This window comes from Streptomyces sp. cf386 (genome assembly GCF_900103585.1).
Lineage (GTDB): Bacteria > Actinomycetota > Actinomycetes > Streptomycetales > Streptomycetaceae > Streptomyces.
The window spans coordinates 85,214-107,005 of sequence record NZ_FNHV01000007.1 but is presented as its reverse complement, the minus strand read 5'-3'; the positions used below and the strand labels follow the sequence as shown (position 1 = coordinate 107,005).

Annotated in this window: 19 protein-coding genes; 6 read left to right on the top strand and 13 right to left on the bottom strand. The window is 70.1% G+C overall.

What is annotated here, in order from left to right; all coding sequences use genetic code 11:
- Positions 1-170: 170 nt before the first annotated feature.
- The 4 genes from BLU79_RS19205 (at position 171) to BLU79_RS19190 (ending at position 4,990) form a co-directional block, all read left to right on the top strand.
- On the top strand, positions 171-1,529 hold the full coding sequence (locus tag BLU79_RS19205) for a DUF2252 domain-containing protein (RefSeq protein WP_093907041.1): 1,359 nt from the start codon (positions 171-173) through the stop codon (positions 1,527-1,529).
- 89 nt (positions 1,530-1,618) lie between these two features.
- Positions 1,619-2,320, top strand: a complete 702-nt coding sequence (locus tag BLU79_RS19200; RefSeq protein ID WP_093907040.1) for a hypothetical protein — start codon at positions 1,619-1,621, stop codon at positions 2,318-2,320.
- A 75-nt stretch (positions 2,321-2,395) separates the two neighbouring features.
- On the top strand, positions 2,396-3,235 hold the full coding sequence (locus BLU79_RS19195; RefSeq protein WP_093907381.1) for a thioredoxin domain-containing protein: 840 nt from the start codon (positions 2,396-2,398) through the stop codon (positions 3,233-3,235).
- A 93-nt stretch (positions 3,236-3,328) separates the two neighbouring features.
- Positions 3,329-4,990, top strand: a complete 1,662-nt coding sequence (locus BLU79_RS19190) for an alkaline phosphatase D family protein (protein WP_093907039.1) — start codon at positions 3,329-3,331, stop codon at positions 4,988-4,990.
- Between the two features lie 24 nt (positions 4,991-5,014).
- Here BLU79_RS19190 and BLU79_RS19185 read toward each other — a convergent pair whose 3' ends face one another.
- Complete coding sequence (locus BLU79_RS19185) at positions 5,015-5,584, bottom strand: dienelactone hydrolase family protein (protein ID WP_093907038.1); 570 nt, start codon at positions 5,582-5,584, stop codon at positions 5,015-5,017.
- Between the two features lie 94 nt (positions 5,585-5,678).
- On the opposite strand from BLU79_RS19185, the gene BLU79_RS19180 reads away from it, so the two are divergent.
- Positions 5,679-6,809 carry a mechanosensitive ion channel family protein gene (locus BLU79_RS19180; RefSeq protein WP_093907037.1) on the top strand — a complete coding sequence of 377 codons (1,131 nt, stop codon included), beginning with the start codon at positions 5,679-5,681 and terminating at the stop codon, positions 6,807-6,809.
- 5 nt (positions 6,810-6,814) lie between these two features.
- Here the strand turns inward: BLU79_RS19180 and BLU79_RS19175 are convergent, their stop codons facing one another.
- The 6 genes from BLU79_RS19175 to BLU79_RS19150 all read right to left on the bottom strand — a co-directional run bounded on the left by BLU79_RS19175 (position 6,815) and on the right by BLU79_RS19150 (position 12,771).
- Positions 6,815-7,555: an SDR family oxidoreductase gene (locus BLU79_RS19175; protein ID WP_093907380.1), complete on the bottom strand. Its 741-nt coding sequence runs from the start codon at positions 7,553-7,555 to the stop codon at positions 6,815-6,817.
- Between the two features lie 61 nt (positions 7,556-7,616).
- Positions 7,617-9,203 (bottom strand): Na+/H+ antiporter, encoded by a 1,587-nt coding sequence (locus BLU79_RS19170; protein ID WP_093907379.1) that lies wholly within the window; start codon positions 9,201-9,203, stop codon positions 7,617-7,619.
- A gap of 88 nt (positions 9,204-9,291) precedes the next feature.
- Entirely contained in the window at positions 9,292-9,774 is a 483-nt protein-coding gene (locus tag BLU79_RS19165) for a GNAT family N-acetyltransferase (RefSeq protein ID WP_093907036.1), read from the bottom strand.
- The gene (locus BLU79_RS19160) at positions 9,771-10,715 is read right to left on the bottom strand and encodes an RluA family pseudouridine synthase (RefSeq protein ID WP_093907035.1); all 945 of its coding nucleotides are present in this window, start codon (positions 10,713-10,715) and stop codon (positions 9,771-9,773) included. The genes BLU79_RS19165 and BLU79_RS19160 overlap by 4 nt, the downstream gene beginning before the upstream one ends.
- A 72-nt stretch (positions 10,716-10,787) precedes the next feature.
- Positions 10,788-11,399: a signal peptidase II gene (lspA, locus tag BLU79_RS19155; RefSeq protein ID WP_093907034.1), complete on the bottom strand. Its 612-nt coding sequence runs from the start codon at positions 11,397-11,399 to the stop codon at positions 10,788-10,790.
- A gap of 70 nt (positions 11,400-11,469) precedes the next feature.
- Positions 11,470-12,771 carry a TraR/DksA C4-type zinc finger protein gene (locus BLU79_RS19150; RefSeq protein ID WP_177001084.1) on the bottom strand — a complete coding sequence of 434 codons (1,302 nt, stop codon included), beginning with the start codon at positions 12,769-12,771 and terminating at the stop codon, positions 11,470-11,472.
- 594 nt (positions 12,772-13,365) lie between these two features.
- Here BLU79_RS19150 and ileS point away from each other — a divergent pair.
- The gene (gene ileS, locus BLU79_RS19140) at positions 13,366-16,509 is read left to right on the top strand and encodes an isoleucine--tRNA ligase (RefSeq protein ID WP_093907032.1); all 3,144 of its coding nucleotides are present in this window, start codon (positions 13,366-13,368) and stop codon (positions 16,507-16,509) included.
- Between the two features lie 209 nt (positions 16,510-16,718).
- Here the strand turns inward: ileS and BLU79_RS19135 are convergent, their stop codons facing one another.
- The 6 genes from BLU79_RS19135 to ftsZ form a co-directional block, all read right to left on the bottom strand.
- The gene (locus BLU79_RS19135) at positions 16,719-17,870 is read right to left on the bottom strand and encodes a DivIVA domain-containing protein (RefSeq protein WP_093907031.1); all 1,152 of its coding nucleotides are present in this window, start codon (positions 17,868-17,870) and stop codon (positions 16,719-16,721) included.
- A gap of 55 nt (positions 17,871-17,925) precedes the next feature.
- Positions 17,926-18,213: a YggT family protein gene (locus BLU79_RS19130; protein WP_004001943.1), complete on the bottom strand. Its 288-nt coding sequence runs from the start codon at positions 18,211-18,213 to the stop codon at positions 17,926-17,928.
- Between the two features lie 59 nt (positions 18,214-18,272).
- Positions 18,273-18,914 carry a cell division protein SepF gene (locus BLU79_RS19125; protein WP_093907030.1) on the bottom strand — a complete coding sequence of 214 codons (642 nt, stop codon included), beginning with the start codon at positions 18,912-18,914 and terminating at the stop codon, positions 18,273-18,275.
- A gap of 125 nt (positions 18,915-19,039) precedes the next feature.
- Positions 19,040-19,759: a YggS family pyridoxal phosphate-dependent enzyme gene (locus BLU79_RS19120; protein ID WP_093907029.1), complete on the bottom strand. Its 720-nt coding sequence runs from the start codon at positions 19,757-19,759 to the stop codon at positions 19,040-19,042.
- 6 nt (positions 19,760-19,765) lie between these two features.
- Positions 19,766-20,494 (bottom strand): peptidoglycan editing factor PgeF, encoded by a 729-nt coding sequence (gene pgeF / locus BLU79_RS19115; RefSeq protein WP_093907028.1) that lies wholly within the window; start codon positions 20,492-20,494, stop codon positions 19,766-19,768.
- Between the two features lie 10 nt (positions 20,495-20,504).
- Complete coding sequence (gene ftsZ / locus BLU79_RS19110) at positions 20,505-21,701, bottom strand: cell division protein FtsZ (RefSeq protein ID WP_093907027.1); 1,197 nt, start codon at positions 21,699-21,701, stop codon at positions 20,505-20,507.
- Between the last annotated feature and the right edge of the window lie 91 nt (positions 21,702-21,792).

The following is a 21,792-nucleotide window of genomic DNA, read 5'->3' as shown; positions in this document are numbered from 1 at the left end:
GGCGGACAGTTCGGGGGACAGCGTCGAAGTCTATGCCTCGGCACTGACACTCGGCGGGCTGCCCCGCGTACCTTCACAGCGAGGACCGCCGGGCACTTTCGTCGGCTCTCACCCGTTGGAGACGACAGAAACGCTGTCGTACAGGTTCATGCACCAGGAGGCACCCAGCGATGTCGGTCCCCCAGCTCAACGACGAGCAGCGCGGCGACGAGATCCTCGCCGTCTTCGACACCGCCTTCGGCGAGCTCCTGGCCGCCGACCCGGCCGCGTTCCGCGTGAAGTTCCGGAAGATGGCGGCCTCGGCGTTCGCGTTCTACCGCGGCACGGCGTGCCTCTTCTACCACGACCTCGACGCCGAGAACGCCGCTCGGGGCGGCGGGAAGATATACAGCGGGCCCTACCTGGACGAGCGCACCTCGCGCGTGTGGATCCACGGCGACCTGCACGCGGAGAACTTCGGCACGTACATGGACGCCAACGGCCGGCTGATCTTCAACGTCAACGACTTCGACGAGGCGTACGTCGGCCCCTTCACCTGGGACCTCAAGCGCTTCGCCGCCTCCATCGCCCTCATCGGCTACGCCAAGGCGCTGGGCGACGAGCAGATCAGCGAGCTGGTGCGGATCTACGCGGGCGCGTACCGCGAGCGCATCCACGCGCTGGCGACCGGCGCCAAGAGCGACGAGGTGCCGCCGTTCACGCTGGACACCGCGCAGGGCTCGCTCCTGGACGCCCTGCGGGACGCCCGCGCGCTGACCCGCTTCGGGCTGCTGGACTCGATGACCGAGATCCGTGACTTCGAGCGCCGCTTCGCCCCGGGCGGCGGCTCCATCGAGCTGGACGCGGCCACCCGCTACAAGGTGCTCGCGGCCTTCGACGGCTACCTGGAGACGCTGCCGGACGCCTCCCTGGACCGCCCGGACTCGTACCGGGTGAAGGACGTGGTCGGCCGCCGCGGCATCGGCATCGGATCGGCCGGCCTGCCGTCGTACAACATCCTCCTGGAGGGCCACACCGACGCCCTGGAGAACGACGTCGTGATCTACATCAAGCAGGCCCAGACCCCGGCCGTCTCCCGGCACATCACGGACCAGGCGCTGCGCGACTACTTCCAGCACGAGGGCCACCGCACGGTGATCTCCCAGCGCGCCCTCCAGGCGAACGCCGACCCGTGGCTGGGCTGGACCGAGCTGGACGGCGCGGGCCAGCTGGTCGCCGAGGTCTCGCCGTACGCCGTGGACCTGGACTGGAGCGACATAGACGACCCGGAGGAGATCGCTGCGGTCGTCGCCGACCTCGGCCGGGCCACGGCCACGATGCACGCGGCGGCGGACGACACCTCCGGCGAGTCCCTGGTGCCGTTCTCCACCGAGCGGGCCATCGACGCGGCGATCGCGGCGGACTCCGACGGGGGCGTCGGCTTCGCGGAGCTCCTGGTCGACTTCGCGCACGACTACGGCGCACGCGCGCGTGCCGACCACCAGATCTTCGTGGACCTGTTCCGCAACGGCCGCATTCCGGGTCTGTGACGGAACGGCCGCGCACCGGCGCTCCACGGTCGCTCACAGGCACCCTTTAAGGGTCTCTTACAGGACCACGTGCCACACTCTTCTCCGCTATGGACATATCCGGGACCCACCTGCGAGCCGTACGCGCGGCGCTGTTCACGTCACTTGTCGTGACGCTCAGCACCGCGTCGCATGTGCTGCTGTCCCGGGCGCCGCTGCCGCTGAACACGGTGGCCCTGCTGGCGGCGGCCGTGTTCGTGCTCGCATACGCCCTGGCCGGCCGCGAGCGGACCTACGGGCGGATCGCGGTCCTGCTGATCCCGCTGGAACTGGCCGCCGACACGATCCTCACCGCCGGCCAGCACGTCTGTTACGGCCGGGCGGGCGGCCCGGTCACGGGCCCCCTGCGGTCCGTCGGCTTCGACGTCCTGTGCGGCGACAACACCGCCGTGGGCACGCCCCTGGCCGGCATGACGGGCACCGACACCCGCCATCTGGCTACCCTGCTCACCACCCAGGCCGACCCGGCGACGCCCTGGCTCCTGCTCGGCGCGCACATCGGCGTCGGCCTCCTCGCCGCCGCCTGGCTGCGGCGCGGCGAGCGGGCCCTGGCCCAGCTGCTGCGCGCGGTGACGGCGACGACGTTCCGCCCGCTGCTGCTGGCGGTCGCCGCGGTGACGGTGCGCCGGACCGCGCCGGTCCGCCGCCTACCGCGCCCCGCCCGCCGGACGGCCGGCGCCCGCAGCCGCCTCCTCGTGCACTCCCTGGGACGACGTGGACCACCGTGCTCGCCCGCCCTCGCCTTCGCGTGAACGGCATCTGAGCAGCACAGTCCACCCCTACGTATCCGCACACGATGTGTGCGCGTCCCCATGGAGATCACCAAGATGAGCAAGCGGAACACCCAGGCGGCGAAGTCGGCGGCCCGCGAGCGGCTGCGCGCCGAGCGCGAGCGCGAGGCGAAGCGGGCGAAGGTCAAGCGGCAGGTCGTCGTCGCCTGCTCGATCGTCGGCGTCCTGGCCGCGGCGGGCGGCATCGGCTACGCCGTCGTCCAGGCCAGCAAGCCCAGTTACTGGGAGGCGGTGAAGGACGACAAGGTCGTCACCCCGGCCAACACCACGGGCACGAACGGCACGACCGTCGTCATCGGCAAGGACAGCGCCAAGAAGACCCTCAAGGTGTACGAGGACCCGCGCTGCCCGGTCTGCGCGTCGTTCGAGCAGGCCGCCGGTTCGGTCGTCGACAAGGACGTCGAGGCCGGCAAGTACAAGATCCAGTTCATCGGCGGCACGTTCCTCGACGGCGACCAGCTGAAGGAAGGCAAGATCGGCGCCAACGCCGAGGGCTCCAAGAACGCGATGAGCGCCATGGGCGCCGCGCTGAACGTGAGCCCGGAGGCGTTCATGGAGTACAAGACCGCGCTCTACTCGGCGAAGTACCACCCGGAGGAGTCGGACGACAAGTTCAAGGACGACGACTACCTCATCGAGATCGCGAACTCCGTCCCCGCCCTGAAGAACAACACCAAGTTCGAGAACGCGGTGAAGAAGGGCACGTACGACGCCTGGGCGCTGGCCATGTCGAAGACCTTCGACACCAACAAGGACGGGGTGACGGGCACGCCGAGCTTCGTCATGGACGGCAAGCAGCTGCAGACCTCCGGCCCCAACCAGCCGTGGACGGCGGAGGAGTTCACCTCGGCGGTGACCGCGGCCCTCAAGGGCTGACGCCAACTGGACGCATAACCTCCGAATGAAGAGCGGGCGAACTTTCACGGGTTCGCCCGCTCTTGTTCATACCGATCAGTAACCTGATCGTCTGTGACCAGTCGATACAGATCATCCGAGCAGCACAACTCCCTTACCCCTCGCCGCCGTACGGTCGTCAAGGCCGCGGCGGCGACGGCTGTTCTGGCCGGCCCACTGGCCGCCGCCCTGCCCGCCGGCGCCGCCGACGCGGCCCCCGCCTTCCTGCACGGCGTCGCCTCCGGCGACCCGCTGCCCGACGGCATCCTGCTGTGGACCCGGGTGACGCCCACCCCCGTGGCGACCCCCGGCTCCGGGCTCGGCCCGGACACCGAGGTCAGCTGGATCGTCGCCCGGGACAAGGCGCTGACGACCGTCGTCGCCAAAGGCTCGACCACCGCGACCGCCGCCTCCGACCACACCGTCAAGGCGGACATACGGGGCCTGGAGCCGGCCACCGACTACTGGTTCCGTTTCTCGGCGGGCGGCACGGACTCCCCGGTGGCGCGTACCCGCACCGCGCCGGCGGCGAACGCGTCCGTCGCGGGCCTCCGCTTCGGCGTGGCCTCCTGCGCCAACTGGGAGGGCGGCTACTTCTCCGCGTACCGCCACCTCGCGGCCCGCAGCGACCTGGACGCCTGGCTGCACCTGGGCGACTACATCTACGAGTACGGCACCGGCGAGTACGGCACGCGCGGCACCGTCGTACGGCAGACCACGCCCACCCACGAGATCCTCACGCTCGCCGACTACCGCGTCCGGCACGGCAAGTACAAGACGGACCCGGATCTGCAGGCCCTGCACGCGAAGGCGCCCGTCATCGCGATCTGGGACGACCACGAGATCGCCAACGACGCCTGGTCGGGCGGCGCCGAGAACCACACCGAGGGCGCGGAGGGCACCTGGGCCGCCCGCCAGGCCGCCGCCAAGCAGGCCTACTTCGAGTGGATGCCGGTGCGCCCGGCGATCGCCGGCACCACCTACCGCCGGCTGCGCTTCGGCAAGCTCGCCGACCTCTCCCTGCTCGACCTGCGTTCCTTCCGCTCGCAGCAGGTGTCCGTCGGCAACGGCGAGGTCGACGACCCGGACCGCACGCTCACCGGCCGGGCCCAACTGGACTGGCTGAAGGCGGGGTTGAAGTCCTCCGACACCACCTGGCGGCTGGTCGGCAACTCGGTGATGATCTCGCCGTTCGCGATCGGCTCCCTCACCGCCGACCTGCTCAAGCCGCTCGCCAAGCTGCTGGGCCTGCCGCAGGAGGGGCTCGCCCTCAACCCCGACCAGTGGGACGGCTACACCGACGACCGCCGGGAACTGCTGGCCCATCTGCGCTCGAACGCGATCCGCAACACCGTGTTCCTGACCGGCGACATCCACATGGCGTGGGCCAACGACGTGCCGGTGGACGCCGGTACCTACCCGCTGTCCGCCTCCGCCGCCACGGAGTTCGTCGTCACCTCGGTCACCTCCGACAACCTCGACGACATCGTCAAGGTCCCCGAGGGCACGGTCTCCGCACTCGCCTCGCCGATCATCAAGGCCGCCAACCGGCACGTCCACTGGGTCGACACCGACCGCCACGGCTACGGCGTCCTGGACATCACGGCCGACCGCGCGCAGATGGACTACTACGTCCTCTCCGACAAGACGAAGCAGAACGCGACCGCGTCGTGGGCCCGTTCGTACCGCACCCGCAGCGGCACGCAGAAGGTGGAGCGGACGTACGACCCCGTCTGACGGCTCCCGCGGTGTCTCGAAGCCTTACAGGGTCTCGAGGAAGCCGAGTGCCACCCGCCAGGTGGCCTCGGCGGCCTCCTCGTCGTAGTCCGGCAGGTCGGGGTCGGTGTAGAGGTGGCCGGCGCCCGTGTATCTGTACACCTCCACATCGGCGCCCGCTCTGCCCAGCTGCAGATACCAGGCGCTCAGCCAGTCGTCCGTCTCGAACGGGTCCGGCTCGGCGACATGCAGTTGCACCGGCAGATCGTCCACCGAGGCGTTCGGCGCGATGTCCGACGTGCCGTGCAGAAGCAGCAGCCCGCGCGCCTTGTCGTCGCCGAGCGCGAGGGTCTGGGCGACGGAGGCACCGAGCGAGAATCCGGCGTAGACCAGCCCCCGCTCCGAGTAGGGCGCGGCAGCGAGCACGGCCCGCTTCAGCAGCTCGTCCTTGCCGATCCCGTCGTTGAACTCCATGCCCTCCTCGACGGTCTCGAACGTACGCCCCTCGAAGAGGTCCGGCGTCCACACCTCGTGTCCGGCGGCACGCAGCCGGTCCGCTGCCTGGCGCACCGCGGGCCTGAGGCCATAGGTCGAGTGGAAGAGCATGATGTTCATGAGGCCATGGTGCCAGCCGGGTCCGACAACGCCGTGACCACCGCCTCATGGACGCACATGTTCAGGACCCCCCTCGGGTGGTTACGTTCGGGGAATGGAGAACATACTCCGCCCGCTGATCGTCATCGGCGGCTCGGTCCTGCTCACCCTGATCATCGGGTGGGCCACCGACCGTCTGATGCGCAAGGCCGACGAACGGCACACCGAGACACCCCTGTGGGGTCAGCTGCGCCGCGCCCGCGTCCCCTACCAGCTCGTGCTGTGCGCGGCCCTGCTCAGAGGGGCGTACGACGAGGCCGGGCTGCTGCTGGAACAGCGGGTCGCCGTCGGCCGGATGCTGACGCTGGTGCTGATCGGAGCGGCGGCCTGGCTGGCGATCCGGATCGCGGCGGCGGTCGTGGAGACGACGTACACCCGCTACGCCCGTGTCCACCGCGATCCGGCCCGGGTCCGGCGGGTGCGCACCCAGGTGACGTTGATCATGCGGGTGGTGGCGGCGGTCGTCGGCGTCGTGGCGGTGGCGGCGATGCTGCTGACGTTCCCGGCGTTCCGCGCGGCCGGCGCCTCGCTGCTGGCCTCGGCCGGCATCCTCGGCATCGTGGCCGGTGTCGCCGCCCAGTCCACGCTGAGCAACATGTTCGCCGGGTTCCAGATCGCCTTCGGGGACATGGTGCGCCTGGGGGACACGGTCGTGGTGGACGGCGAGTGGGGCACCGTCGAGGAGATCACCCTGACGTTCCTGACCGTGCGGACCTGGGACGAGCGCCGGATCACGATGCCGGTGTCGTACTTCACCTCGAAGGCCTTCGAGAACTGGTCGCGCGGCGGCGCCCAGATGACCGGCACCGTCTTCCTCCACGTCGACCACTCGGCGCCCATGGAGGCGATGCGCGAGCAGCTCCGCGACATCCTGCGCGCGTGCCCGGCGTGGGACGGCCGCGACTACGGTCTGGTCGTCACCGACTCCACACCCAGCACCATGGAGGTGCGGGCCCTGGTCACGGCGAAGGACGCGGACGACCTGTGGACGGTGCGGGTCGCGGTGCGCGAGCAGCTGATCCGCTGGCTGGCCGCCGAGCACCCGTACGCGCTGCCACGCGTGAACGCGACGGACGCGGCCCTGCCACCCGGCTTTCCCGTGCCCGGCGCCGTCCCCGGCCGCGTCCCGGCCCGCCGCACCCACCAGCACGACCACCAGCCGACGGCGCGTCCGGAGCGGCCCTGAGCGGCTCAGTGACCGCGCTCGGCCCCGCCGTTGACCTGGAGGATCTGCGAGGTGATGTGCCCCGCGACATGGGAGGCCAGCCAGTGCAGGGTCGCGGCGACGTCCCCGGGCGAAGCTGCCCGCCCGGTCGAGGTCTCCGCGACGAGCTGCTCGCGCCGCCCGCCGTCCATCGTGTCGCCGAAGAACTCGGTGTCCTCGACATACCCGGGCGCGACCACGTTCACGGTGATCCCGCGCGGCCCCAACTGCCGGGCCAGATCATGGGCGTACGGATGCAGCGCGGCCTTGGACGCCGCGTACGCCCCGCTGCCGGATCCCCGGAAGGCGGCGATGGAGCTGACGAACAGCACCCGCCCGCCGGGGTCGGCGAGCCGGTCCTTCAGGGCCTCGGTGAGCAGGGCGGCGGTCAGGGTGTTGAGCCCGAAGTTGAGGGTCCAGTTGTGCAGGACGACGTCGAGGGGCTCGTCGCTGTCCACCTTCGGCTCCAGATAGCCGCTGCCTCCGGCACTGTGGATCAGTACGTCCACGGTGCCGAACTCCGACGCCACGAACCGCTCCACGCCCCGCACACCGCGCGGCTTGCTCAGGTCCGCCGCGTAGGTGAGGGCCCCGGGCACACCGGCCCGCTCCAGCACCTCGGCGCGCCGCCCGAGCAGCAGCAGCCGATCGCCGTCCGCCGCGAACAGCTGGGCCACCGCGAGCCCGATTCCCGTACCGCCACCACTGATGACAACGTTGCGAGCCATGATCCGAGCGTACAAAGGGACGCGGGACATGCCGCGTCCGTTCACACGACTGCCATGAAGATCACCGCAGACTGCGTACGTCGAGATGCCGCAGCACCCGGTCCACCACCTCCGGATCGGCCCCCGGCTCACTGCGCGCCGCCAGCACCTCGTGCCGCGCCGCACTCAGCAGCTCGCCCTGGATCCGCCGCACCCGCTTCAGCCGCCGCACCCGCTGCTGATGCGCCTCCCGGCGCTCCTCCTCCCCCATGTCCGGGCTGATCCGCACCCCGATCTCGAACGCCCGCCGCAGCATCTGCTCGGACAGCTCCTCCGGCAGGTCCTCGACGGCCTCGATCTCCCTGAGCCTGCGCTTGGCCGCCTTGGCCGCCCGCACCGCCAGCTGCTTCTCGAACTCCTTCTCCCGCTCGCTGTCGGCCCGCACCCCGAGCCGCTTCACCAGCCACGGCAGGGTCAGGCCCTGCAGCACGAGGGTCGCCATGATCACCCCGAACGCGATGAACACGATCTCGTCCCGGTCGGGAAAGGGGGCGCCCGAGTCCGTCTCCAGCGGCACGGCCAGCGCCAGGGCGACCGAGGCGACGCCGCGCATCCCCGACCACCACATCACGACGGTCTCGCGCCAGCTCATCGGGATCTCCTCGTCGTAGTCCCGTTTCGCGTGCAGCCGCTTGGTGAGCCAGGTGGCCGGCAGCAGGTACAGCAGCCGCACGAGTACGACGACGCCGACCACCAGGGCCGCCCAGCCGAGCATCTCGCCCCACCGCCCGGACGCCGTCCGCACCGCGTTGTGCAGTTCCAGCCCGATCAGCCCGAAGGCGACGCCGGTGACCAGAGTGTCGACGATGTCCCAGAAGGTGTGCCCGGCGAGCCGGGTCATCACGTCGTCGGCGTCGGTGGCGTACTCGGCGAGGAACAGGGCGGTGACGAGTACGGCGAGCACGCCGGAACCGTGGAGCTCCTCGGCCAGCACGTAGGAGGCGTACGGCACGAGCAGCGTGAGCCCGATCTGCAGGGTCGGGTCCCCCAGCAGATCCATCAGCTTGTTGGCGCCCCAGCCGAGGGTGAGCCCGACGGCCAGCGCCACCACGGCGGAGAGCACCAGATCGAGTCCGGCGCCCCACGGGGAGAACGTGCCGCTCACGGCGGCGGCGATCGCCACGTGGTAGAGCACGATGGCCGTCACGTCGTTGAAGAGCCCCTCGCCCTCCAGGATCGACACCAGCCGCCTCGGCAGCCCGAGCTGCCCTGCGACGGCGGTCGCCGCCACCGGATCGGGCGGCGCGACGAGCGCGCCCAGCGCAACGGCGGCGGCGAGCGGCAGCCCCGGCACGATCGCGTGGGCGACCGCGGCCACGCACACCGTCGTGACGAACACCAGCGCCACGGCCAGCAGAAAGATGGGCCGCACATTCGCCGCGAACTGCCGCCAAGAGGTCCGCCGCACCGCGGCATAGAGCAGCGGCGGCAACAACAGCGGCAGGATCAGATCGGGTGGAATCTCGACGTTCGGCACGAACTCGAGCAACGCGAGCACGACCCCGAGCAGGGTCATCAACACCGGCGCGGGCACCCCGAACCGGTCCCCCAGCGGGACACTCACCAGGGCCCCGACCAACAGCGCGAAAAGCAGGGCCAACTGATCCACGGTCAGCGCTCCGGTGAGATCGGCGTCCACAAGGCAGACCTCAAGCCTGCCACGGCACCATCCTCACCAGCGCTTACGGGCTCCTCGGCTACAGAGCGCGCCGCATCGCCCGGTGCGGTATCCCCGCGTCAGGGAACTCCGGCCCGTAGGCCACGTACCCCAGCCGCTCGTAGAACCCCAGCGCGTGCGTCTGCGCGTGCAGATCCACGGCCGCGAGCCCACGCGCGCGTGCCGCCTCCTCGATGGCCCGCACCAGGGCCGCCCCGACACCGAGCCCACGCGCCGCCTGCGTCACCGCGAGCCGCCCCAGCGACCCCACCGACGGATCACCGTCGACCTTCGCCGAGGCCGCCTCGCCGTACAGCAGCCGACCGGTCCCGAGCGGCACGCCGTCCTCCCGGATCGCCAGCACATGCACGGCGGTGGCGTCGTAGGCGTCGTACTCGATGTCCTCGGGAACCCCCTGCTCCCCGACGAAGACCTCCTTGCGCACCGCGAAACAGGCCTCGCGGTCGGCCGGCTCCTCGGCGACGCGGACGGCATACGACGGGACGGCCGCCGGAGAGCTCATGCCCACGTCTCCTCACGGACCTGGTCCAGAGCCTTCTGCAGGTCGGCCGGGTAGCCGCTCTCGAACTCCACCCACTGCCCGTCCCCGGGGTGCTCGAAGCCGAGCCGGACGGCGTGCAGCCACTGGCGGGTCAGGCGGAGCCGCTTGGCGAGGGTCGGGTCGGCGCCGTAGGTGAGGTCGCCGACACAGGGGTGGCGATGGGCCGCCATGTGGACGCGGATCTGGTGGGTGCGGCCGGTCTCCAGTTTCACGTCGAGCAGCGAGGCCGCGCGGAACGCCTCGATGAGGTCGTAGTGCGTGACGGACGGCTTGCCCTCGGCCGTGACAGCCCACTTGTAGTCGTGGTTGGGGTGGCGGCCGATAGGCGCGTCGATGGTGCCGCTGGTCGGGTCGGGGTGGCCCTGGACGAGGGTGTGGTACCGCTTGTCGACCGTGCGCTCCTTGAACTGGCGCTTCAGCGACGTGTACGCGTACTCGGACTTGGCGACGGCCATCAGCCCCGACGTGCCCACGTCGAGCCGGTGCACGATGCCCTGGCGCTCGGCGGCACCGGAGGTGGAGATCCGGTAGCCGGCCGCGGCCAGCCCGCCGATGACGGTCGGCCCGGTCCAACCGGGACTGGGGTGTGCGGCGACGCCGACCGGCTTGACGATCACCACCACGTCATCGTCGTCGTGGACGATCTCCATGCCCTCGACCGGCTCGGCGACGATCTGCACCGGCGCGGGCGCCTGCGGCATCTCGACCTCGAGCCAGGCCCCGCCGTGCACCCGCTCGGACTTCCCGACCACCGACCCGTCGACCGTGACCTTCCCCGCGGCGGCGAGCTCCGCCGCCTTCGTACGGGAGAAGCCGAACATGCGGGAGATGGCGGCGTCGACGCGCTCGCCCTCCAGGCCGTCGGGCACGGGCAGGGTACGGATCTCGGGAATCGTGCTCACCCGACGAGTATGCCGGACGGGTGAGACACCCCCGTACGGAGCCTGTGGATAACCTCGGGCGGCCTCGCGGGCTCAGTCCTTGTGGACGGTCCCGTCCGGGTCCAGCCCCTTGAACGACAGCAGCACGATCAGGATGCCGCCGCACACGATCGCCGAGTCGGCCAGGTTGAACACGGCGAAGTGCTTGGGCGCGATGAAGTCCACGACCGCGCCCTCGAAGACGCCCGGTGAGCGGAAGATCCGGTCGGTGAGGTTGCCGAGCGCACCGCCGAGCAGCATGCCGAGCGCGATCGCCCAGGGCAGGCTGTACAGCTTGCGGGCGAGCCGGGCGATCACCACGATCACGGCCGCCGCGATCACCGTGAAGATCACGGTGAAGGCCTCGCCGAAGCCGAAGGCCGCGCCCGCGTTGCGGATCGCCTCGAACTTCAGCCAGTCCCCGATGATCTCGATCGGCGGGTGATGCTCCAGCTTGGCTACCACGATCATCTTGCTGATCAGGTCAAGGGCGTACGCGAACGCGGCGACTCCGAACAGCACGGCGATCCGGCGCTTGCCCCGGGGCCGCTCGGCCGTGCCGGACTGCGACGCGTCAGCCTTCGCGTCCGCGTCGGACCGCTCCGACTCGGCTCCCGCCGCCTCTGGGGTATCCGGCGTACCGATGATGCGCTCCGCCTCTGCCACGTGAGTCCCTCAACCTAGGTACCTGACTGAGCACGAGAGTACGGCACGTCCAGGGGCACCCGCCTACCGGTCAGTACCGGCGTTCCTGCTTCTGCTTGCACTCGACGCAGAGGGTCGCGCGCGGGAAGGCCTGCATCCGTGCCTTGCCGATCGGGTTGCCGCAGTTCTCGCACAGGCCGTACGTGCCGGCGTCGAGCCGCTCCAGGGCACGCTCGGTCTGTTCGAGCATCTCGCGCGCGTTGGCGGCGAGCGCCAGCTCGTGCTCGCGCGTGATGTTCTTCGCGCCGGTGTCGGCCTGGTCGTCGCCCGCGCCGTCCCCGGAGTCCCGCATCAGGCCGACGAGGGACTGCTCGGACGACGTGATCTCCTCACGCAGCCGCATCACCTCGGCCATCAGCTCGGCCCGCGCCTCCTCGACCTCCTCCGTGGTCCAGGGGTCCTCACCGGGGCGCACCGCGAGCTCGCCGGGCTCCACCACCGCGGCGAGGCGTGCCTTGGGAACGGCGGTCTTCGCCGCCGCGGCCGTGCCAGGAGTCTTCTTCGCAACCACCGTCGTGGCTCCCGTCTGCTCCGCGGCCTGCGCCGCGCCGACCTTCTTGACCCTGCTCTCGGCGACCGCGCGCTTCCCGGCCGCTCCCTGCGCACCCGCGCTCCCCTTGACCGCCCTCTTGCCGGAGGCGCTCTTCTTGACCGCGTCTTTCTTGGCCGCGCTCTTCTTGGGGGCACTCCTCCCTGAGGTGCCCTTCTCGACAGCGCCCGCTTCCACGACGGCTTCTTCCACCACAGCCCCTTCCACAGCGCCCGCCACCACACCGGCGCCCTGCCCACCGGAGGCCCTCTTACCGGCCGTCTCTTTCCCGGCGCCCGCCCTCCCGGCCGCCTTCGTGGCCGCCTCCTTCCCGGCACCTGCCTTCCCCGCGACCGTCGCGACTGCCTTCTTCCCGACGCCCTGATCGGCCGCCGTTCCCTTGCCGGCGCTCCCCCTGGAGACGGCTTTCTCGGCCGCCTTCTGCCCCGCCCCCTCCCCCTCGACCACCTTCTTCGCAGCAGCGCTCTGGGAAGCGGTCACCTTCTTCGCCGCCGCCTTCTCGACGGCGCCCTCCTTGGCGGCGATCTTCGACGCGGCAGCCTTCTTACCGACCGCCTCAGGAGCCTCCGCCTTCCTCCCCACCGCTTTCCCGCCGGACTTCGCAGCCCCTTTCGCGGCCGACTTCACCGACTTCACCGACTTCCCACCCCGCGCCCCCGCCCCCGCGGTACCCCCCTGCGCAGCCTTCTTCCCACCCACGTTCTTGGCCGCACCGTCGGCCGCATCCGCATGTGTGGATCTGCTCGACGCCGACTGCTCTACGGCGGTCTTCTTCGCCACCATGCCGCGGCCCCTTCACATATTGTGATCTTGCTCGCGAATCGTGCTGGGACGATAAATCGACTTGAGTCCCGCGGCAACGGGGCACACCGCCCGATTCGCCCGCCTCGCACATGTCGCGCGGCCGACCTGCATGCGTTGTGCCCAGCTCCCCGCCGGGTATGCCGCCGAGCCGAACGTCCCAGATTCCGAACACACGTACCGCGCCATTCGGGTCAGCCCGGCCTGAACCGAGTCCCCACCCCCACGGCCCGGAAATCCGGTCGGCCGCTGTCCGCGCGGCGCCGTACACTGGGCGGAGCGAAAAGCATGGATGGGGACGAGTAGCGGCGTACGCAGCCCAGAGCGACCCGGGGACGGTGGAAGCCCGGGGGCGAGCGCGACGTGAAGATCACCCCGGAGCCGCCGGAAGAAAGCCTCTCGAAGGCGAGTAGAACCGGCATCGCGACCCCAATGAGGGGGCTCATCGGCGCATACCCCGCGTCGGAGGGCCAAGGAGGGTGGTACCGCGGGAGCGCGCCGAAACCGGCGTACGGAAAGACACGGCTCTCGTCCCTCCGGACGGAAGGCAGCAAGTCCGCCGGAGGAAGCTCGCTGATGACAACGCCGACGTACCGCCAGGTGCCCGCCCAGGTCGACCTGCCCGCCCTCGAGCACGCCGTGCTCGACTTCTGGCGCGAGCAGAAGATCTTCGCCAAGAGCCTGGAGCAGTCCGAGGGCCGCCCGGAGTGGGTGTTCTACGAGGGCCCGCCCACCGCCAACGGCATGCCCGGCGCCCACCACATCGAGGCCCGCGTCTTCAAGGACGTCTTCCCCCGGTTCCGCACCATGCGCGGCTACCACGTGGCCCGCAAGGCCGGCTGGGACTGCCACGGCCTCCCGGTCGAGCTGGCCGTGGAGAAGGAGCTCGGCTTCAGCGGCAAGAAGGACATCGAGGCGTTCGGCATCGCCGAGTTCAACGCCAAGTGCCGCGAGTCCGTGCTCCGCCACACCGACGCCTTCTCCGACCTGACAACGCGCATGGGCTACTGGGTCGACCTCGACGACGCCTACGTCACGATGGAACCCGAGTACATCGAGTCCGTCTGGTGGTCGCTCAAGGAGATCTTCAACAAGGGCCTGCTGGTCCAGGACCACCGCGTCGCCCCCTGGTGCCCGCGCTGCGGCACCGGCCTGTCCGACCACGAGCTGGCGCAGGGCTACGAGACGGTCGTCGACCCCTCGGTGTACGTCCGTTTCCCGCTCACCTCGGGCCCGCTCGCCGGCGAGGCCGCGCTCCTCGTGTGGACGACCACGCCCTGGACCCTCGTCTCCAACACGGCCGTGGCCGCGCACCCCGAGGTCACCTACGTCGTCGCGACCGACGGCGAGGAGAAGCTCGTCGTCGCCGAGCCGCTGGTCGCGAAGGCCCTCGGCGAGGGCTGGGAGACCACCGGCCAGTCCTTCACCGGCGCCGAGATGGAGCGCTGGACGTATCAGCGCCCCTTCGAGCTGGTCGAGTTCCCCGCTCCGGCCCACTACGTGGTCAACGCCGAGTACGTCACCACCGAGGACGGCACGGGTCTGGTCCACCAGTCCCCCGCCTTCGGTGAGGACGACCTCAAGGTCTGCCGCGCGTACGGCCTGCCCGTCGTGAACCCCGTCCGCCCGGACGGCACCTTCGACGAGGACGTCCCCCTGGTCGGCGGCGTCTTCTTCAAGAAGGCGGACGAAAAGCTCACCGAAGACCTCCAGCAGCGCGGCCTGCTCTTCCGGCACATCCCGTACGAGCACAGCTACCCACACTGCTGGCGCTGCCACACCGCGCTGCTCTACTACGCGCAGCCGTCCTGGTACATCCGCACCACCGCCGTCAAGGACCGTCTCCTCCAGGAGAACGAGAAGACCAACTGGTTCCCGGACACGGTCAAGCACGGCCGGTACGGCGACTGGCTGAACAACAACATCGACTGGGCACTGTCCCGCAACCGCTACTGGGGCACCCCGCTGCCGATCTGGCGCTGTGAGGACGACCACCTCACCTGTGTCGGCTCCCGCGCGGAGCTCACCGAGCTGACCGGCACCGACCAGTCCGAGCTTGACCCGCACCGCCCGTTCATCGACGACGTCACCTTCGCCTGCCCGAAGGACGGCTGCGGCAAGGCGGCCACGCGCGTGCCGGAGGTCATCGACGCCTGGTACGACTCGGGTTCGATGCCGTTCGCACAGTGGGGCTACCCGTACAAGAACAAGGAGCTGTTCGAGAGCCGCTACCCGGCGCAGTTCATCAGCGAGGCCATCGACCAGACCCGGGGCTGGTTCTACACGCTGATGGCCGTCGGCACGCTCGTCTTCGACAAGTCGTCGTACGAGAACGTCGTCTGCCTCGGCCACATCCTCGCCGAGGACGGCCGCAAGATGTCCAAGCACCTGGGCAACATCCTGCAGCCGATCCCGCTGATGGACCAGCACGGCGCGGACGCGGTGCGCTGGTTCATGGCGGCAGGCGGCTCCCCGTGGGCGGCACGCCGCGTGGGCCACGGCACGATCCAGGAGGTCGTCCGCAAGACGCTCCTGACGTACTGGAACACGGTCGCCTTCCAGGCCCTGTACGCCCGTACGTCCAACTGGGCGCCGTCCGCTGCCGACCCGGCCCCGGCCGACCGCCCGGTCCTGGACCGCTGGCTGCTGTCCGAACTGCACGCGCTGGTCGACCAGATGACCCAGTCCCTGGAGGCGTACGACACCCAGCGCGCCGGCAAGCTCCTGTCGGCGTTCGTCGACGACCTGTCCAACTGGTACGTCCGCCGCTCCCGTCGCCGCTTCTGGCAGGGCGACAAGGCAGCGCTGCGCACCCTGCACGAGGTCGTCGAGACGGTCACCAAGCTGATGGCCCCGCTGACCCCGTTCATCACCGAGCGGGTCTGGCAGGACCTGATCGTCCCGGTCACCCCCGGCGCCCCGGAGTCGGTCCACCTCTCCTCCTGGCCGGAGGCCGACCTGTCGGCGATCGACCCCGAGCTGTCGAAGCAGATGGTCCTGGTCCGCCGCCTGGTCGAGCTGGGCCGCGCCACGCGCGCGGAGTCGGGTGTGAAGACCCGCCAGCCGCTGTCCCGTGCTCTCGTGGCGGTCGCGGGCTTCGAGGCCCTCGGCCCCGAGCTGCACACGCAGATCACCGAGGAGCTGAACGTCTCGTCGCTGGCGTCCCTCTCCGAGGTGGGCGGCAGCCTGGTCGACACCACCGCCAAGGCCAACTTCCGCGCCCTGGGCAAGCGGTTCGGCAAGCGCGTCCAGGATGTGGCGAAGGCCGTCGCGAACGCGGACGCCGCCGCCCTGTCGCTGGCCCTGCGGGAGGGCACGGCGTCGGTGGAGGTCGACGGCGAGACGGTCACCCTGGCTCCGGACGAGGTGATCATCACGGAGACCCCGCGCGAGGGTTGGTCGGTGGCGTCCGACTCCGGCGCGACGGTCGCCCTGGACTTGGAGATCACGGAGGAGCTGCGCCGCGCGGGCCTGGCCCGTGACGCGATCCGCCTGATCCAGGAGGCCCGCAAGAACAGCGGCCTGGACGTGGCCGACCGTATCGCCCTGCGCTGGACGGCGACGGACCCGGCGACGATCGCGGCCCTGAGCGAGCACGCCGAGCTCATCGCCGACGAGGTTCTGGCAACGGACTTCGCCCAGGGCGAGGCGGACGACACATACGGCTCCCCGTTCACGGACGAGGGCCTGACTCTGACGTTCCGCCTGCGCAAGCAGTAGCGAGGCTCAGCCGCACGACCGAAGGCCCGGGACCACCAAAGAATCTTGGTGGTCCCGGGCCTTCGGCATTGCGTACGTAGGACACCGCACCCAACCCCGAACAAAGACCGCAAGCTCCGTGAACACGCGTAGCAAAAGGGCGGGGCCCCGGATCGAAATCCGGGGCCCCGCCCTGAACGCTGCCGACGCCTACGGCGTACTACCAACCGTCAGTTGTCGTCCTCGTCGATGAGGAACCCGCGCATCGGCGACGGGGCCTGGCCCATGGGGCCCGGGCCCTGCGGCCGGACCGGTGCCATCGGCTGGGTCATCGCCGGGGACATCTGCTGCTGACCGCCGTAGGACGGAGCAGCCGGAGACGGGGCGCCGCCCATCGTCTGGTTGCCGCCGTACGACGGGGCGCTCGCGCCGGCCGGTGCCATGGAAGGCGCCGGGGACGGCGGGAGGGATGCCGTGGCCGGGGTGCGCGGCGGGGCGAGCGAGTCGTCCGCCTGGGTCTCCAGCTGGCGCAGCTGGGACTCGAGGTAGGACTTCAGCCGCGTGCGGTACTCGCGCTCGAAGCCGCGCAGGTCCTCGACCTTGCGCTCCAGCGTGGCGCGGGCGGACTCCAGGGAGCCCATCGCGACGCGGTGCTTCTCCTGCGCGTCCCGCTCCAGGGCGTCAGCCTTGGCACGGGCGTCCCGCTCGAGACCCTCGGCACGCGAACGCGCCTCGCCGACGATCTTGTTGGCCTCGGAACGGGCCTCGGCGATCGCCTGGTCGGCGGTCTGCTGCGCGAGCGACAGAACGCGTGCGGCGCTGTCGCCGCCGGGGCCGCCCTGACCGGGACCGCCCATCGGGCCACCCATAGGACCGCCCATCGGGCCGCCCATCTGCTGCATGGGGGGCTGGCCCATCGGCCCCGGACCCTGGCCCATCGGACCGGGCCCCTGAGGGCCACCCTGACCGCCGGGACCGGCGGGCAGCTGCGGGGCACCGCTCGGCAGCTGGGGCGGACCACCCATGGGGCCACCCATCTGCTGCTGCGGCGGGCCCGATATCCCGGCGGGTACGGGAGCCCCGGGACCGCGCATGCCCTGCTGGGGCATACCACCCTGCTGAGGCATCCCGCCCTGCTGAGGCATACCGCCCTGCTGATCCTGTGGCGGTTCCGGAGGCTTGCGCATGTTCTGCTGGTTCTGGGCAGCAGCGCGCGTGGCCGCGGCCAGCTTGGCGCGCAGGTCCTCGTTCTCGCGGAGCAGGCGCGTCAGTTCGGCTTCGACCTCATCGAGGAAGGCATCGACCTCGTCCTCGTCATAGCCTTCTCGGAGGCGGACGGTCGTGAACTGCTTGTTCCGCACGTCCTCGGGGGTCAACGGCATCTCTTCACCTCAACGTTGTCGTCGGCAGTCGGCAAGACCGTATCTGTCACATCGTTCACATCGCGCTCCGCACGAGCGTGATCAGGATGTAGACGATGATCATCAGTACGAAGAAGGACAGGTCGAGCGCCACGCCCCCGAGACGCAGCGGCGGGATAACCCGCCGCAAAAGCTTCAGCGGTGGATCAGTGACAGTGTAGGTGGCCTCCAGAACGACCACCATCGCCTTGCCGGGTTGCCATGAGCGGGCGAACTGGAAGACGTAGTCCATGACCAACCGGAAGATGAGCACGATGAGGAAGACCATCAGCGCGATGTAGAGAACCTGCAGGACCACGCTCATGACTGGTGCTTCCCTCTCCCCTGTTCCCTGTTCCGTGCGTTTCTGTCCGGTGGTGCGTCTCAGCTCTGGTTGAAGAACCCGCCCTCTGCGATGCGGGCCTTGTCCTCCGCCGTGACATCGACGTTAGCAGGCGACAACAGGAACACCTTCTGCGTCACCCGCTCGATGCTGCCGTGAAGACCAAACACCAAACCGGCCGCAAAGTCGACAAGTCGCTTCGCGTCTGTGTCGTCCATCTCAGTCAAGTTCATGATCACCGGGGTGCCTTCACGGAAGTGTTCCCCGATGGTACGGGCCTCGTTGTAGGTCCGGGGGTGAAGTGTGGTGATCCGGTACGGCTCTCGTTCCGACACGACCTTGGGCATGATCACCGGTGCGTTCTTCTCCAGGCTTGCGCGTTCTTGTGTGATGGATGCCACGGGCGCGATGCGCGCCGGGCGGCTGGATTCCGCGGGTAGCGAAGTCGACCGGGCCACCGGTTCACGCGGCGCGGGTGGCTGGACGATTCGCACCTCTTCGTCCCTTTGGGACTGATGTGCACTGTGTGACTGGAGTGACGGCTCGTGCCGTCGGTGGTCCCGCTCGGGCTCCGGGTCCAGTTCGGGCTCGAAGTCGTCATCGGGGTCGAACCCCCGGCCGTCGTACCCGTCGTCCTCCACGAGGCCGAGGTAGACCGCCATCTTGCGCATCGCGCCGGCCATGCTCTGAGTCCTCCGCTCTGTGGTGGATCGGCGACTGCCAAGTGCCCGCGATCCACGCGGTCGTTACGCTCGCCTTTCGGCGACATTGACCATATTTTCTGCTGTGGTCCGACTTCCTGGCGACGTTACCCGAGCCTGGGGCGGACTCCGAGTACCGCAGTGCCGACGCGCACATGTGTCGCACCGGCCGCCACCGCCTCTTCGAGATCCGCACTCATCCCTGCCGACACCATGTTCGCAGTCGGATGAGCCCGGCGCAGGTCGGTCGACAAATCCATCAACCGCTCGAACGCCGCCTGTTGGCGCCCCGCGTACTCCCCGGTGAGCGGAGCGACGGTCATGAGTCCGGCCAGTCGCAGCCCGGGAGCCTTCGCGACAAGATCCGCCAACTCGTCGATTCCACCCGGCGCCACGCCACCTCTCTCGCCTCTCAGGTTCTCTCCCGCATCCAGCGCCACCTGGACGAGACAGCCCACCTCGCGCTCCTGCCGTACGGCTTCCTTGGACATCGCCGTCACGAGCCTGGAACGATCGACGGACTGCACGAGATCCGCGTAACCGACCACGGATCGCACCTTGTTGGTCTGCAGCTGGCCGACAAAATGCCACTCAAGGGGCAGATCCGAGCATTCGGCAGCTTTGGGTGCCGCGTCCTGATCGCGGTTCTCGGCGACGTGGCGCACACCGAGTTCCGACAGGATCCGCACATCGCTCGCGGGATAGGTCTTGGTGACCACGATGAGCGTCACCTCCTCGCGCTTACGCCCGGCGGCGGCGCAGGCGGCAGCGATGCGCGCCTCCACCTTCGCCAGGTTTGCGGCGAGTTCACCCTTACGGTCCGTCATGCTCCCTCAGTCCAACCAGACATATCCCGCGAGTCGCCCCGTGGTGCGGTCGCGGCGGTACGAGAAGTGGTCGCCCGACTCACGGGTGCACACCGGCGACTGCTCCCGGTCGCGCACGCCGAGTCGCGCGAGCTGCGCCTGCACTCCGGCGGCCACGTCCACCGAGGGAGTGCCCCAACTCGTCTCGGTGTGCGCCGTCGGCTCCACGGCTGCCACCTCGGCCCGCATCGCCTCCGGCACCTCGTAGCACCGGCCGCAGACGGCGGGGCCGGTGCGGGCGACGATCCGGGCGGGGTCGGCACCCAGTTCGATCATCGCGCGTAGCGTGGCCGGGACGACCCCGGCGACCATCCCGGGCCGCCCCGCATGGGCCGCGGCGGCGATCCCGGCGACCGGGTCGGCCAGCAGGACCGGCACGCAGTCGGCGGTGAGGACGGCGAGGGCCAGACCCCGCCGGGCCGTGACGATCGCGTCGACATCGGGCACCGGACGATCACGCCACGGTCCGTGGACCACGGCGACGTCCGTCCCGTGTACCTGGTTCATCCACACGACCTCACCCGGATCCAGCCCGAGCGACTTGGCGGCGAGTTCGCGATTCTTCGCTACGGCGTCGACGTCGTCGCCGACCGCCCCGCCGAGGTTGAGCTCCTCATACGGAGCGGCGCTCACCCCGCCCCACCGGTCGGTGAAGGCGAAGTGCGCGCCGCTCACGGTGTCGCGCTGTCCTATCACGTCTGAAGGATCACTTAAGGAAGTCCGGGACGTCCAGTTCCTCCGCCGCGCTGTCGGCGTAGGTCCGCGACGGCGGGACCGGCGGGGCGACCGGAATCTCGGCCACCGGCTCGGGAGCGGGCTCGGGCTCCTCCTTCGGCGTGACGCTGCCGAGCGAGCCGAACGACGGGCGGCTCTCGGTCTGCCGTACCGGAGTGGGCTCGTCGCGGCGGGCCGAGGACGACGTCGAGCCGAGGACGTTGTCCCGGCGGGCCGGCGGCTGGCCCCCGTCGAAGCCGGCGGCGATCACGGTGACCCGGACCTCGTCGCCGAGGGCGTCGTCGATGACCGCGCCGAAGATGATGTTGGCCTCGGGGTGGGCGGCCTCGCTGACCAGCTGGGCGGCCTCGTTGATCTCGAACAGGCCGAGGTCCGAGCCGCCGGAGATGGAGAGCAGCACACCGCGGGCGCCGTCGATGGACGCCTCCAGCAGCGGCGAGGAGATCGCCATCTCGGCCGCGGCCACCGCGCGGTCGTCGCCGCGGGCCGAGCCGATGCCCATGAGGGCCGAACCGGCCTCGGACATGACCGACTTGACGTCGGCGAAGTCGAGGTTGATGAGGCCAGGGGTGGTGATGAGGTCGGTGATGCCCTGGACACCGGAGAGGAGGACCTGGTCGGCAGACTTGAAGGCGTCGAGCACCGAGACCTGGCGGTCCGAGATGGACAGCAGCCGGTCGTTCGGGATGACGATGAGGGTGTCGACCTCTTCACGGAGTTCAGCGATGCCGTCCTCGGCCTGGTTGGCGCGGCGCCGTCCCTCGAAGGTGAACGGCCGCGTGACCACGCCGATGGTGAGGGCACCCAGGGAGCGGGCGATGTTGGCCACGACCGGCGCGCCGCCGGTGCCGGTGCCGCCGCCTTCACCGGCCGTCACGAAGACCATGTCGGCCCCCTTGAGGACCTCCTCGATCTCCTCACGGTGGTCCTCGGCGGCCTTGCGGCCCACGGCCGGGTTGGCTCCGGCGCCGAGTCCGCGGGTGAGTTCGCGGCCGACGTCGAGCTTGACGTCGGCGTCGCTCATCAACAGAGCTTGCGCGTCAGTGTTGATGGCGATGAACTCGACGCCCTTGAGACCGACCTCGATCATCCGGTTGATGGCATTGACACCACCGCCGCCGACACCGATGACTTTGATGACTGCGAGGTAGTTCTGCGGTGCTGCCACGTCGAAGGCCTCTCGCCTCGAGTTACGGGTCGTCCGGTGCGGGAAGCTCTGGGCTTTCGCGAACCGGCGACTGATGCCGAATGGGACGGTC